The 13,631-nt window shown below is 72.9% G+C and carries 13 protein-coding genes; 7 read left to right on the top strand and 6 right to left on the bottom strand.

The genetic code is table 11. From position 1 onward, the window contains the following. Window positions 1–40: 40 nt before the first annotated feature. From IEZ27_RS18240 to IEZ27_RS18230, 3 genes are all read right to left on the bottom strand, one after another. On the bottom strand, window positions 41–292 hold the full coding sequence (locus IEZ27_RS18240; protein WP_189648288.1) for a hypothetical protein: 252 nt from the start codon (window positions 290–292) through the stop codon (window positions 41–43). Window positions 293–412: 120 nt separating this feature from the next. Then, entirely contained in the window at window positions 413–1,576 is a 1,164-nt protein-coding gene (locus tag IEZ27_RS18235; protein WP_189648287.1) for a Gfo/Idh/MocA family protein, read from the bottom strand. Further along, the gene (locus IEZ27_RS18230) at window positions 1,573–2,352 is read right to left on the bottom strand and encodes an SDR family NAD(P)-dependent oxidoreductase (protein ID WP_229824087.1); all 780 of its coding nucleotides are present in this window, start codon (window positions 2,350–2,352) and stop codon (window positions 1,573–1,575) included. The genes IEZ27_RS18235 and IEZ27_RS18230 overlap by 4 nt, the downstream gene beginning before the upstream one ends. Window positions 2,353–2,488: 136 nt before the next feature. On the opposite strand from IEZ27_RS18230, the gene IEZ27_RS18225 reads away from it, so the two are divergent. The 7 genes from IEZ27_RS18225 (at window position 2,489) to IEZ27_RS18195 (ending at window position 11,196) form a co-directional block, all read left to right on the top strand. After that, on the top strand, window positions 2,489–3,703 hold the full coding sequence (locus tag IEZ27_RS18225) for an N-acetylglucosamine-6-phosphate deacetylase (RefSeq protein WP_189648285.1): 1,215 nt from the start codon (window positions 2,489–2,491) through the stop codon (window positions 3,701–3,703). Then, window positions 3,703–5,163 (top strand): UxaA family hydrolase, encoded by a 1,461-nt coding sequence (locus tag IEZ27_RS18220; protein ID WP_189648284.1) that lies wholly within the window; start codon window positions 3,703–3,705, stop codon window positions 5,161–5,163. Before IEZ27_RS18225 ends, IEZ27_RS18220 begins: the two co-directional genes overlap by 1 nt. After that, on the top strand, window positions 5,163–6,404 hold the full coding sequence (locus tag IEZ27_RS18215; RefSeq protein ID WP_189648283.1) for a mannitol dehydrogenase family protein: 1,242 nt from the start codon (window positions 5,163–5,165) through the stop codon (window positions 6,402–6,404). Before IEZ27_RS18220 ends, IEZ27_RS18215 begins: the two co-directional genes overlap by 1 nt. Further along, window positions 6,401–7,195 carry a glucosamine-6-phosphate deaminase gene (locus IEZ27_RS18210; RefSeq protein WP_189648282.1) on the top strand — a complete coding sequence of 265 codons (795 nt, stop codon included), beginning with the start codon at window positions 6,401–6,403 and terminating at the stop codon, window positions 7,193–7,195. The genes IEZ27_RS18215 and IEZ27_RS18210 overlap by 4 nt, the downstream gene beginning before the upstream one ends. Continuing rightward, window positions 7,188–8,351, top strand: a complete 1,164-nt coding sequence (locus IEZ27_RS18205) for a Gfo/Idh/MocA family protein (RefSeq protein WP_229824086.1) — start codon at window positions 7,188–7,190, stop codon at window positions 8,349–8,351. Before IEZ27_RS18210 ends, IEZ27_RS18205 begins: the two co-directional genes overlap by 8 nt. An 80-nt stretch (window positions 8,352–8,431) precedes the next feature. Then, the gene (locus IEZ27_RS18200) at window positions 8,432–9,424 is read left to right on the top strand and encodes a LacI family DNA-binding transcriptional regulator (protein ID WP_189648281.1); all 993 of its coding nucleotides are present in this window, start codon (window positions 8,432–8,434) and stop codon (window positions 9,422–9,424) included. Beyond that, window positions 9,421–11,196 (top strand): alpha/beta hydrolase family protein, encoded by a 1,776-nt coding sequence (locus IEZ27_RS18195; RefSeq protein ID WP_189648280.1) that lies wholly within the window; start codon window positions 9,421–9,423, stop codon window positions 11,194–11,196. The genes IEZ27_RS18200 and IEZ27_RS18195 overlap by 4 nt, the downstream gene beginning before the upstream one ends. Here IEZ27_RS18195 and IEZ27_RS18190 read toward each other — a convergent pair. Genes IEZ27_RS18190 through IEZ27_RS18180 form a run of 3 tightly spaced genes read right to left on the bottom strand, consistent with a single transcriptional unit; the run spans window position 11,186 to window position 13,622 of the window. Beyond that, window positions 11,186–11,758, bottom strand: a complete 573-nt coding sequence (locus tag IEZ27_RS18190; RefSeq protein ID WP_189648279.1) for an SGNH/GDSL hydrolase family protein — start codon at window positions 11,756–11,758, stop codon at window positions 11,186–11,188. The genes IEZ27_RS18195 and IEZ27_RS18190 overlap by 11 nt on opposite strands. Continuing rightward, window positions 11,755–12,693 carry a carbohydrate ABC transporter permease gene (locus tag IEZ27_RS18185; protein ID WP_189648278.1) on the bottom strand — a complete coding sequence of 313 codons (939 nt, stop codon included), beginning with the start codon at window positions 12,691–12,693 and terminating at the stop codon, window positions 11,755–11,757. Before IEZ27_RS18185 ends, IEZ27_RS18190 begins: the two co-directional genes overlap by 4 nt. Next, complete coding sequence (locus tag IEZ27_RS18180) at window positions 12,690–13,622, bottom strand: ABC transporter permease (protein ID WP_229824085.1); 933 nt, start codon at window positions 13,620–13,622, stop codon at window positions 12,690–12,692. The genes IEZ27_RS18185 and IEZ27_RS18180 overlap by 4 nt, the downstream gene beginning before the upstream one ends. Window positions 13,623–13,631 lie beyond the last annotated feature (9 nt).

Genomic DNA, 13,631 nt, shown 5'->3' with positions numbered 1-13,631 from the left:
CCCGGAGGGGATGACCTCCGGGCCGCGGGTGGTCAGGCGACTACCTGGTCAGGACCATCAGCGTGAAGAAGCCGGTGTACTCGCAGGAGTACGACAGGTACGCGCCGCTGGCCCTGAGCTGCTTGCCCTTGGCGACGCACTTCGCCTCGCTGGAGTAGTCGCCGTACTTGATCCAGGTGGAGGCCGCGACCGAGGTGGTCGCGGAGCTGGCGGGCGCCGTCACTGCGGAGCAGGTGGCGGCCAGGGCGACCGCCGCGAACGTGGTCGCGGCGGCGCGGGTGAGCTTGGGCATCAGCATCCCTTCGGGGGTGGGGCGGCTAGCACGGCGGAACAGTAGATCATTCCGTCGCGATCTTGATCATAATCATTCGCCCGATACCCGCCCAACGCCGCCCTACGCGAAACGGCTGTCCTAAATTGCGAAATAGGCCGATATCTCGGGTGAGACCGGCGGCACCGCGCGCGGCGTCGACCCCGAGCGGAGTGACATGGTCGCGTGGTACGCCGCCGCCACCGCGTCCCGGGCGGCCACCGGTGAGGTGTCGGTGGCCCCGCCCTCCCTGGCGAAGCGGAGGAACTCCGTCATCAGCGCCCGGTCGGCCCCGCCGTGCCCGCCGTGCCCGCCCCCGGCCTCCGGTACGGCGACCACCAGGTCCCCGTCGGCGTCGTAGTCGCGCCGGCCCTTGTTCCACACCCGTACGACACTGCTGCCCCGGTGGTCGCCGAAGTTCTCCAGCCTGCCCTCGGTGCCGATCACCGTGTAGTTGCGCCAGTAGTCGGGCGTGTAGTGGCACTGCTGGTAACTGGCCTGCACCCCGTTGTCCAGGCGCATCAGGACCATCGACAGGTCCTCCACGTCGATGACCGGGTTGAGGCCGCGCTGGCCGAGCGGCGGCCAGTTGCGCTCCGGGTCGAACCAGTGCTCGTCCAGGCCGGGCGAACGGTCCTCCACGCGGCCGTAGACGCCCAGGGCGCCCATGGCCGTCACCAGCCCGGTACGCGACCCGGCCAGCCAGTGGATGACGTCGAGGTCGTGGGCGCCCTTCTGCAGCAGCAGGCCGGTGGTGTTGCGGCGGTCGGCGTGCCAGTCCTTGAAGTAGTAGTCGCCGCCGTGGCCGACGAAATGGCGGCACCAGACGGCTGTCACCTCGCCGATCGCGCCCTGCCCGATCAGTGAGCGCATCTCGCGGACGACCGGCATGTGACGCATGTTGTGGCCGACGTACAGGCGGGCGCCGTGGGCGCGGGCCGCCTCCAGCACGCGGTCGGCGTCCTCCACGGTCGTGGCCAGCGGTTTCTCCACGAACGTGGGCAGGCCCGCGCTCAGGACGGCGACGGCGTGCTCGGCGTGCAGGTGGTCGGGGGTGGCCACGATGACGGCGTCCGCGTCGAGCACGTCCTCCAGGCGGGTCGTGGTGCGCACCTCGTCGCCGAACAGGGTTCTGGCATGGGCGAGGCGGGCCGGGTCGAGGTCGCAGACGGCGGTGACCCGGGCGCCCCGGCCGGGGCGGTGGGCCTCCTGGGCGACGCTGACCCGCTGGCCCGCGCCGATCACCGCGATGCGCAGGTCGTTCACGCCAGGTAGTCCTCGGTGAGGATGTCGGTCACGAGCTGGGCGTTGCCGGCGCTGAGACCGCCGTCGACGCGCAGCACCGTGCCGGTGATCCAGGCCGCCTCGGCCGAGGCGAGGAACAGCACGGCGTTGGCCACGTCCTCGGGGGAGCCGATGCGGCCCAGCGGGTACCAGCGGGCCAGGCGTTCCATGAGTGCCGGGTCGCGGGCCAGGCGTTCGTTCCAGATCGGGGTGCGGATGGTGGCGGGGGCGACGAGGTTGACCCGTACGCCCGCTCTGCCGTACCGGACGGCGAGGCTTCTGGTGAGGCTTTCCAGGCCCGCCTTCGCGGCGCTGTAGGCGTCGTTGCCGTAGTAGGCGCTCGCGTTGATCGAGCCGATGTTGACGACGCTGCCGGAGCCGCGCGCGGCCATGCGCGGCAGCAGGGTGCGGCAGACCAGGAACGGGCCCTTCAGGACCGTGGCCAGGTCGGTGTCCCACTCCTGCTCGCTCATGCGCGGCAGCGGCGTGTCCGAGCAGACGGCGGCGTTGTTGACCAGGATGTCGGGGACGCCGGGGGTCAGGTCGATGGCGGCGACGGCTTCGGCGTCGGTGACGTCGAGGTGCAGCGCGGTGCCGCCGATCTCGGCCGCGGCCCGGTCGGCGAGGCCGGCGTCGCGGTCGGCGACGGTCACGTGCGCGCCCTCGGCGGCGAGCCTCGCGGCGATCTCCAGCCCGATGCCGGACCCGGCGCCGGTGACGAGGGCGTGGCGGCCCTCGAAGCGTCGTGTGGGGGACACGTGGGCTCCTCTCTGCTTCGCGTGACGTCGATCATACGAAAGGCAAGCGTTTGCGGCAATTGCCGACAAGCTCTTGATGATGGCGTCATCGATGGGATAAACAAGTTGCGCAACCGCTTGCGGTGAGGGGGAGTGCATGGCGAGATACGCCTTGACCGGGGCCCGGGCGGTCCTGCCGGGGGAAGTCCGGGAGGACCTGGCCGTCGTGGTGTCCGGCGACCGCATCGAGGCGGTGCTGCCCGCCGCCGAACTGGTCGGCGTACGGCGGGTGGACGCCGGCGGGGCGTACCTGACGCCGGGCCTGATCGATCTGCACACGCACGGAGCCGGCGGGCGCGGGTTCGACGAGGGCGACGCCGTGGCCTGGACGTCGGTCCTGGCCGCGCAGGCGCGCTTCGGCGTGACCGCGGTGCAGGCGTCGCTGGCCACGGCCCCGCCGGCGGACCTGGCCGACCGGCTGGCCCTGGCCCGGACGATCACCGAACCGGACATCGCGAACGATCCGGCGGACGGCCCGCCGCGCGAGGGCGCCCGGCTGCTCGGGGTGCACCTGGAGGGGCCGTTCCTGGCGCCCGAGCAGGCCGGGGCACATGATCCGGCGTTGCTCGTGCCGCCGTCGGCCGAGGCGGTCGGCGCGCTGCTGGCCGCCGGGACGCCGAGCATGGTCACGCTCGCTCCCGAACTGCCCGGCGGGATCGAGGCCGTACGGCGGTTCGCCGCCGCCGGGAGCGTCGTGGCGATCGGCCACAGCCAGGCCGCCGGGGACGTCTTCGCCGCCGCCGTCGCGGCCGGGGTCACGCATCTCACCCACCTGTGGAGCGGGCAGTCCGCGCTGACCAGGCGGGGGCCGTGGCGGGTGCCGGGGCTGCTGGAGGAGTCGCTGGCCAGCGACGGGCTGACCGCCGAGGTGATCGCCGACGGCCGGCACCTGCCGCCGCAACTCCTGCGGATCGCCGCGCGCTGCCTGCCGGGGCGGTTGTGCGTCGTGTCGGACGCCACCCCGGGCGCCGGGTTGCCGGACGGGTCGCCGTACCGGCTGGGGGCGCTCGACTGTGTCGTACGTGACGGGGTGGGGATGGCGCCGGGCGGCGCGTCGTTCGCGGGGAGCACGACCGGGCTCGGCCCGATGCTCGGCCACCTGCGGCGCGAGCTGGGGCTGGGCGTGCCGGAGGTGGTCGCGATGGCCACCGCCACGCCCGCGCGGGTGCTCGGGCTGCGCGACCAGGGGGCGCTGCGGGCGGGGTGCCTGGCCGACCTGGCGCTGTTCGACGACGACTTCGGCGTACGGGCCACGGTCGTGGGCGGGCGCTGGCTGCTGGACGAGGACGGGCTTCGGGAAGGGGCTGCGTGATGGGCGAGGATCTGCTGCGACTGCGCGAGGGGGACGACGTCGCGGTCGCCTTACGCGACCTGCGCGCGGGCGAGCGGTACGACGGGCTGGTCGTCGCGGGTGACGTGCCAAGGGGGCACAAGATCGCGTTGCGCGCGTTGCGGGCGGGCGACCCGGTGCTCAAGTACGGTCAGCACATCGGCGTGGCGTCGGCCGCGATCGAGGCGGGCGCGCACGTGCACACACACAACCTGCGCCACGACGACACCGCCCCCCGCCGGACGGCTCCGGCCGCACAGTCGGCGACGCCCGCACCGCAGGAGACGTCCTACTTCGACGGGTACGTACGGCCCGGCGGCAGGGTGGGAACCCGCAACCACATCGGCATCCTCACCTCGGTCAACTGCTCGGCCACGGTCGCCAGGCTCGTCGCCCGGCGTTTCCAGGACCACGAGGGCATCGACGGCGTCGTCGCCCTGACCCACAACACCGGCTGCGGCCTGGCCGACGACGGCGAGGGCCTGGCGATCCTGCGCCGCACCCTCGACGGCTACGCCGCGCACCCGAACTTCGGCGCCATCCTCATGCTCGGCCTCGGCTGCGAGGTCAACCAGCCGGCCACCGACATCCCCACGCTGACCATCCAGGAACTCGGCGGCACGAGGAAGACGGTCGACGCCGCCACCAGGGCCATCGAGGAGTTGCTCCCCGACGTCGCCAGGGCCCGGCGCACCCGCGTACCGGCCTCGGAGCTGATCCTCGGCCTGCAGTGCGGCGGCTCCGACGGCTACTCCGGCCTGACCGCCAACCCCGCCCTGGGCGTGGCCGCCGACCTCCTGGTCGCCCAGGGCGGCACCGCCGTCCTGGGGGAGACCCCGGAGATCTACGGCGCCGAGCACCTGCTCGCCGAACGGGCCGCCACCCCGCGGGTCGCCGCCCGTCTGATGGAACGCGTCGCCTGGTGGCGCGAGTACGTCGCCGCGCACGGCGGCAGCATGGACCACAACCCCTCACCGGGCAACCGGGAGGGCGGGATCACCACGATCCTGGAGAAGTCCCTCGGAGCGGTCACGAAGGGCGGTTCCACCCCGCTCACCGCCGTCTACGAATACGCCGAACGCGTCGAGGCCAAGGGCCTGGTCTTCATGGACACCCCCGGCTACGACCCCGTCTCGGCCACCGGCATGGTCGCCGGGGGCGCCAACGTCATCTGCTTCACCACCGGCCGCGGCTCGGTGTACGGCTGCCGCCCGGTGCCCAGCGCCAAGCTGGCCACCAGCAGCGAGCTGTTCCGCCGCATGGCCGGGGACATGGACCTCGACTGCGGGCCCATCGCCGACGGCCGCGCCGATCCGCGGACCGTCGGCAGGCAGATCTTCGACCTGGTGCTGCGGGTCGCCTCGGGTGAGCCGACGCGCAGCGAGGAACTGGGCTTCGGGGCCGAGGAGTTCGTGCCCTGGCAACTCGGCGCGGTGATGTGATGCCGCGCGTGGTCCACGTCGGCCTGGGCGCCTTCCACCGCGCCCACCAGGCCATCTACACCGAGGACGCCGGGTGGGAGGTGTGCGCGGTCGCGCCCCGCTCGGCCGAGGTCGTGCGCGCCCTGCGTGAGCGCGGCCACCGCTACACGCTGCTCGTACGCGACGGCGAACACGCCACCGCCCGTACGGTCTCCTCGATCACCGCCACCCTGCACGCCCCCACCGAACGCGACCGGGTCGTCGCCGTACTCGCCGACCCGGGGACCACGGTCGTCACGCTGACCGTCACCGAGAAGGCGTACCGGCCGGGCAGCGCCGTCGTCGCCCTGCTCACCGAGGGGCTGGCCGCGCGGGCCCGCAGGGACGCCGGGCCGCTGGCCGTGGTCTCGTGCGACAACCTGCCCGGCAACGGCCGCCGCCTCCGCGAGCTCTTCGAGGAGGACGCCTGGACCAGGGCCAACGTCACCTTCCCCAGCACGGTCGTCGATCGCATCGTGCCCGCCGCCACCCGGGCGGACCGGGAGCTCACCGGCGACCCCGCCGTCGTCGTGGCGGAGCCGTACACGCACTGGGTGCTGGAGGACGGCTTCCCGGCGGCGCGGCCGGCGTGGGAGCGCGGCGGCGCGCTGTTCACCGGCGACGTCACCCCGCACGAGCGGGCCAAGATCCGCATCCTGAACGGCACGCACAGCACGCTCGCCTACACCGGGGCGCTCATCGGGCACGAGCACATCGCCACGGCGCTCGCCGACCCCGCGCTGGAGGCGCTGGCCCACCGGCTGACCGCCGAGGACGTGCTGCCCTCGCTGACCCCGCCGGACGGGCTCGACCTGGAGGTCTACACCGCCGCGATCCTGGCGCGGATGCGCAACACCGCGCTGCGCCACCGCTGCGCCCAGGTCGCGATCGACGGCTCGCTCAAGGTGCCGATCCGGCTGCTCGGCACGGTCAGGGACCGGCTGGCCGCCGGGGCGCACCCGCGCTGGGCGTGCCTGGCCGTCGCCGCCTGGCTGCGGCACGTCTCCGGCGGCGCCGACGACCGCGGGCGGCCGCTGGAGGTCTCCGACCCGCTCGCCGGACGGCTGCGCTCGATGCCGCCCGAGGAACTGCTGACCGTGCCCGAGGTGTTCGGCGAGGACCTGCCGTACGAGCCCGCTTTCACCGGGCAGGTCCTCGCCGACCTGCGCGACCTGGCCCGGCACGGCGCCGCGGCCGTCATCAGAAGGGAAACCACCACGTGAACGAGCCCCTCGCCCGATTCGACGCGGAAGGACTGCCGGTCGGCGTGTACGACGACCGGCAGGCGATGGCCGTCGCGGCGGCCGGCCACACGGCGGACATCCTGCGCTCGTGCGTGTCGGCCACCGGCGCCGCCCGGGTCGTGATCGCCACCGGCAACTCCCAGCTCGCCTTCGTCGCCGCCCTGCGCGAGGAGCAGGTGCCGTGGGAGAAGGTGACCGTGTTCCACATGGACGAGTACGTCGGCATCGACGACCGGCATCCCGCCTCGTTCCGCCGCTGGATCAGGGAGCACGTCGAGGAGCCCTTCGCCCCGGCCCGGGTCTGCTACATCGACGGCGACGCGGCCGACCCCGAGGCCGAGTGCGCCCGCTACGAGGTGTTGCTCCGCGAAGCCCCGCTCGACCTGGTCTGCCTGGGCATCGGGGAGAACGGGCACCTGGCCTTCAACGAGCCGTACGACGCCGACCGTGACGACCCCCGATGGGCGCGGGTGATCACCCTGACCCCGGCCTCCCGGCACCAGCAGGTGGGGGAGGGGCATTTCGCCGGGTTCGACGCGGTTCCGGCCACGGCCATCACCTTGACCGTTCCGGCCCTGCTCGGGGCGCGGCACGTACAGGCCGTGGTGCCCGAGGCGCGCAAGGCGCGAGCCGTGCAGCGGGCGTTGCGCGGGGAGGTCGGGGCGCACTGCCCGGCCACGTGGCTGCGCGGGCAGGCCGGGGCGCGGCTCTTCCTCGACCGTGAGTCGGCGGCGCTGGTCATGGACGAGCCGGTGGTGAGCGGTGGCTGAGCGCCGGCGCTACGCGCTGTCCGGGCTGAGCAGGCGGGCGATGTCGGTGTTCACCCGCCCGCTGGGCGGCGCCTACGCCGAGTCGGGCGAGATCGTCGCGGTGTGCGACCCCGACGAGGCCCGGGTGCGCGACCTCGACCCCGCCCTGCCCTGGTACCCGCCGGACCGGCTGGACGACCTGATCACCGAGACCCGCCCCGACACGCTGCTGGTCGCCGGGCCCGACCACACGCACGCCGAGGCCATCCTCACCGGCCTGGCCCGCGGCCTGGCCGTGGTGTCGGAGAAGCCCATGGTCACCACCGCCCGCGACGCCGCCAGGATCGTCGCGGCCGACCCCGGTGGCAGGGTCCGCGTCACCCACAACCTGCGCTACGCCCCACGCCACCAGGCCGTCAAACGGCTGCTCATGGCGGGCGAGATCGGCCGGGTCGTCAGCGTCGAACTCGTCTGGAACGTCGAGACCCTGCACGGCGCCAGCTACTTCCAGCGCTGGAACCGCCGCGCCGAGCTCTCCGGCGGCCTCCAGGTGCACAAGAGCTGCCACCACTTCGACCTGGTCGGCTGGTGGCTGGCCGACGTGCCCGTCCAGGTCTTCGGGTACGGCTCGCGCGCCTACTACGGCGCCGGCAGCCCGCACGCGGCCGACGACCCCTACCGGCGGCGCTGGGCCGAGGAAGGCGTGTCGCTGCCCGACAGCCCCCTCGGTCACATCTACGACACGGAGATCGACATCGAGGACAACTACGCGGCGCTCGTGCGCTACCGTGGCGGCGCTCATCTGTCGTACAGCATCCAGTTCTCCGCCCCGTGGGAGGGCTACCGCCTGGGGATCAACGGCACGCACGGCCGCATCGAGGCCACACTCGAATACGGCAGGCAGGCGTCGGGCCCGCCCGAGCCGATCGTCGTCTTCCCGATGTTCGGCGACCGGCGGGAGCTCGTGGTCGAGGGGGAGGTGGGCGGCCATCTCGGCGCCGACGAACTCCTCGTGCGCGACCTGTTCACCGGGGGCGGCGACGACCCGCTCGGCCTGCGTGCCGGCAGCCTGGACGGAGCCAGGGCCGTGGCCGTCGGCGAGGCCGTCCGGCTGTCGTCGCGTACGGGTCAGCCCGTGGACGTCGAGGCCCTTCTCGCAAGCGGTTGCCCGACATGAGCGCGGCAGATCGAGCGGCCGAATCGGAAACCATGCGCAACCGCTTGCGCTAGCGTTGCACCCATGAAGGAAAGATGTCCATGACCGTCACGCTGGCCGATGTCGCCAAGGCATGCGGCCTGTCGCCGTCCACGGTCTCCCGCGCCCTGTCCGATCCGGGCAGGGTCAGCGCGCAGACCCGGGACAAGGTGGCGCGGGTCGCGCGCGAGATGGGCTACACGCCCAACCGGGTCGCCAGGTCGTTGTCGATGGGACGTACCGGCACGATCGGCCTCATCGTGCCCGACGTGGCCAACCCGTTCTTCCCGCCGATCATCAAGGCGGTCCAGGCCCGCGCCGCGCGCAAGGACCTCGTCGTGGTGCTGGCCGACACCGACGAGCGGGCCGCCGACGAGCTCGACCGGGCCCGGGTGCTGAGCAAGCAGGTCGACGGCCTGATCATGGTCTCGCCCCGCTCGCCGGAGCCGCGCATCGCCGAGATCGGGCGGCTCGGGCCCACCGTGTTCGTCAACCGGCGCGTGCCCGAGCACCCGTCGGTGCTGATCGACAACGCCGACGGCATGCGCCAGGCGGTCGAGCACCTGGTGGCGCTCGGCCACCGGCACATCGGCTACCTGGCCGGGCCCCGGCGCTCGTGGTCCAACCAGCAGCGCCACGCCGCGATCACCGAGGCGTGCGCGCAGCTCGGGGCCGAGCTGGTGACGTTCGGCCCGTTCGAGCCGCAGGTGCAGGCCGGGGTGCAGGCGGCCGACCTGCTCCAGGGCAGCCCGGCCACGGCCGTCATCGCCTACGACGACCTCATCGCGCTCGGCGTCATGGCCCGCATGTCCGAGCGCGGTCTCAGCGTCGGGCGCGACCTGAGCGTCATGGGCATCGACGACAGCCCGCTGTCCGGCATGGCCTACCCGACGCTCACCTCGATCCACGTGCCCGGCGCCGAGGCCGGTGCCACCGCCGTCGACCTGCTGCTCGACGTCCTCGACGGGCTCCACGGTGAGCCCCCGCCGCCGTTGGTGGAGCTGGAGACGTACCTGGTGGTGCGCAGCTCGACCGGGCCGGCGCCGCGCCGGTGATCCCCGGGTTCGGGCCGTTCCTCGACGGCCGCTTCGACGTCACGCACGACCTCCAGGCCCACGTCTACCGGCGTACCGAGCGGCTGTTGTCGCGGTGGGAGGCGGTCAACGACGCGCTGTCCAGCCCGGCCGAGGTCCGCGCCCGGCAGGCGGCCGTCCGCGCCGCCCTCACCACGAGCCTGTACGGCACGTCCCTCCCGCCCTTCGCCGAGGGCGCGGCCCCGCCGGAGGCCGAGCACCTGGGCAGCGTGCGCGCCGGCGACCTCGTCGTCGAACGCATGGTGTTACGCACCGCGCCCGGCGTCCTCGTGCCCGCGAACCTCTGGCGGCCCGCGCGGCGGTCCGAGCCCGCGGGGGCCGTGCTGTTCGTCTGCGGGCACGGCGGGCAGGCCAAGGCGCACCCCACCTACCAGGCCGTCTGCGCCCGCCTGGCCGGGGCGGGGCTGGTCGTCCTCGTCATGGACCCCGTCGGCCAGGGCGAACGCGCCCTCGCCGACCGGGGCGACGGCGGCGTCGCCGAGCACACCGACGCCGGGGTGACCTGCTGGCGGGCCGGACACTCCCTGGCCGCCCACTTCGTGCACGACGCCCGGCGCGGCATCGACTACCTGTGCGCCCGCCCCGACGTCGACCCGGCGCGCGTCGGCATCACCGGCAACAGCGGCGGCGGCGTCCTCACCACGCTCATGATGGCCCTCGAACCCCGGCTGGCCGCCGCCGCGCCCGGCACGTTCGTCACCAGCAGGCGCGCCTACCTGTGGGCCGGGCAGGCCCAGGACGCCGAGCAGATCCTGCCCGGCGGCACCCTGCTGGGCGTCGGCCACGAGGACCTCCTGCTGGCCATGGCCCCGCGCCCGGCCCTGGTGCTGGCGGCCGACTACGACTTCTTCCCGCTGGACGGCACGCTGGAGACGGTGTCCCGCGCCGCCCGCGCGTACGCCCTCCTGGACGCCCCCGACGCGCTGTCCGTCGCCCGCGCCCCGGTGGCCCACGGCTACCACCCGGAGCTGGCCCGCGCCGCGACCGCGTTCCTGGCCCGCCACCTGGGCGGCACCGTCCTGTCCGACGCCGAACCGGAGATCCTTCCCGCCGAGGCCCTGGCCTGCACCCGCGACGGCGTCTTCCACGACCGCCCCGGCACGACGCACGTGCCCGAGCCGCCCGCGCGGCCGGCCACGGTCGAGCAGGTCCAGGCGCTCGTGCACGCCCACCGCGAGCCGCCCGCCGAGTTCTTCCCTCGCTGGTTCGACCGCCCCGAGGCGCCGGTACCCGTACGGCACGTCTTCTGGCGTTCCGAGCGCGACGTGTGGAACGCGGGTGTCCTGGCGGGACCGCCGGACCCGGCCGGCACCCTGGTCATCGCCCTGTTCGAGCACGGCACCGCGTCCCTCCCCGAACGCCAGGAGTGGATCGGCGCGAGACTCGGCAGCGGCCGGGCCGTGCTCGCCCTGGACGTTCGCGGCGTGGGCGCCCTCGCACCGGCCCCCGTCACCGCCCGCCCCGACGGGGCCTACTTCGGCACCACGTACAAGCTCATGACCGACCTGCTCTGGCTCGGCGACAGCCTCGGCGCCGCCCGGATCCACGACGTGCTGCGCGCCTTGGCCTTCGCCCGCCACGAGCGCCTCGGCGCCAGGATCGAGTTGTACGGCGAGGCGGGCCAGGCCGTCTACGCCCGATGGGCCGCCAGACTCGACGACGCGGTGGCGGCCGTCGAGCTGCGCGACCCGGTGGACGGCTGGGAGTCGGTCATCCCCGGCGTCACGGGATGAACAGCGACCCGCTCACCCCGACCGGCTCCCACAGGTCGAGCGCCCGCAGCAGGTTCCTGGCCAGCGCGCGGTGGCCGTACTCGTTGGGGTGGCAGCCGGAACCCATCCAGTGTTCGCCGCCGTCCCAGGTCGCGTGGTGGTCCACCAGCACGTCGGCGTCGAGCGAACGCACCGCCTCGGCGTAGGCGGGCAGGTCGGCCCAGCCGGACTCCGGGGCCCGGTTGGGCGTCTGGAGCACGACCTTCGCGCCCGCCCGCCGTACGCGGGAGATGACCGCGGCGTAGTCGCGGACGAAGGCGGGCAGGCCCGCGGGCCCGGCCGCGCAGTCGTTGAGCCCGAACATCAGCACGACCACGTCGGGCCGGTGGCGCAGCACCGCGCCCTCGACGTCGAGCTCGGAGACCTTCTGACCGCTGACACCGGTGTTGATCACCGCGTCGGCCGGCCGGTTCAGCTCGAAGCGCACCCGCTCGGCGAACAACTGCGTGTAGTCGCGCCAGCCGAAGGTGTGCAGCGCGCCCTGGGTCACGCTGTCGCCCGTGAACAGCCACACCGTGCTCATCCCTTGACCGCCCCGATCAGAATTCCCTTGGCGAAATGACGTTGCAGGAAAGGGTAGACGATCAGGATCGGCACCAACGAGATGACCAGCACGGCCATCTGCAGGGCCTGCTGCGGCGGCGGCAGCTCGCCGGTCAGGGCGGTGTTGTCCACGCCCATCGTGGCGTTGTCGACCACGTAGGTGCGCAGCACGAGCTGCAACGGCCAGTTCGCCGAGTCGTTGAGGTAGAGCATGGCCGAGAAGAAGCTGTTCCAGTACGACACCGCGTAGAACAGGCCCACGACGGCCAGCACCGCCTTCGACAGCGGCAACACCACCCGGCGCAACACCTGGAACTCGCCGGCCCCGTCGATGCGCGCCGAGTCGAGCAGGTCCCTGGGCAGGTCGAGGAAGAACGAGCGCACCACGATCACGTTGAAGCCGTTGATCAGCACCGGCAGGATCAGCGACCAGTACGACTCGAGCAGCCCGAGCTGCTTGACGATCAGGTAGCTCGGGATCATGCCGGGCGAGAACAGCAGCGTGAACAGCACGAGCAGCAGCAACGGCCGGGAGCCGAAACTGCCCGGCCGCGACAGCGAGTACGCCAGCAGCGTCGTGCAGGTCAGGCTGAGCAGCGTGCCGACGACCGTGACGCCCAGCGACACGAACAACGCCCGCGACACCACGCCTCCGGCGAAGATCGCCCGGTAGGCGTCGAGCGTGGGGTGCTCGGGCCACAACACGTACCCGCCGGCCAGGTTGATCTGCACCTGGTCGGCCAGGCTGGTGGCGATCACCGCGACGAACGGCAGGATCACCACCAGACACGCGGCCAGCAGCACGACGCCCTTGAGCGCCCTGATCGGACGGCCCGCCGGCTCCAGCCCGTTGCGCAGCTCCCTGGGACGCGCGTCGCGGCGGCCGGCCGCCCTGGTGATGTGCGCGCTCGTCATCGCGAGTACACGCCCCTCTCGCCGAAGATGTGCGCGATCTTGTTGGCGGCCAGCACCAGCGCCACCCCGATCACGCCCTTGACCAGCCCGACCGCGGCCGACACGCCCCAGTTCCCGCCGGTCACGCCGTTGTTGTACACGTAGGTGTCCAGCACCTCGGAGGCGTCCACGCCCACCGCTCGCTGCTGGAGCTGAATCTGCTCGAACCCGACGGTCAGCACGTCGCCCAGCTTGAGGATGAGCAGCAACACGATGACGCCCCGGATCGCGGGCAGCGTCACGTGCCACATCTGCCGCATCCGGCTCGCCCCGTCGACCGCCGCCGCCTCGTAGAGGGCCAGGTCGACCCGGGACAGCGCGGCCAGGAACAGGATCGTGCCCCAGCCGGTGTCCTTCCAGATCACCTGTGAGGTGATCACGACCTTGAACAGCTCGGGGTCGCCGATCAGGTCGAACCCCTCCATGCCCTTGCTGCGCAGCCAGGCGTTGAGCAGCCCGCCGTTGCCCAGCATGTGCTGGAAGATCGCGACCACGATCACCCACGACATGAAGTGCGGCAGGTACAACACCGACTGCACGACCCGCTTGATCCGCTCCGACAGCAGCGAGTTCAGCAGCAGCGCCAGCGCGATCGGCACCGGGAAGACGAACACGACCTGGAGGAAGGAGATGACCAGCGTGTTCACCAGGGCGTTGACGAACGCCGGGTCGAAGGTGAAGATGCCCTCGAAGTTCCGCAGGCCCACCCACGGCGCCTCGAAGATCCCGATGTAGGGCTGGTAGTCCTGGAAGGCCACCACGTTCCCCAGCAGGGGGACGTAGTGGAACAGGATCACGATCGTCATGCCGGGCACTGCCAGCAGCAACAGGAACCTGTCCCGCCGCCAGCGGCTCTCCTGACGTACGGCAGGCGGCCTTCTGAGCAGCATGCGCACCCT

Origin of the sequence: Nonomuraea spiralis (genome assembly GCF_014648435.1) — a bacterium.
GTDB classification, from domain to species: Bacteria; Actinomycetota; Actinomycetes; order Streptosporangiales; family Streptosporangiaceae; genus Nonomuraea; species Nonomuraea spiralis.
Note: the sequence above shows the minus strand (reverse complement) of the source record. Positions and strands in the feature narration are given on the sequence as shown.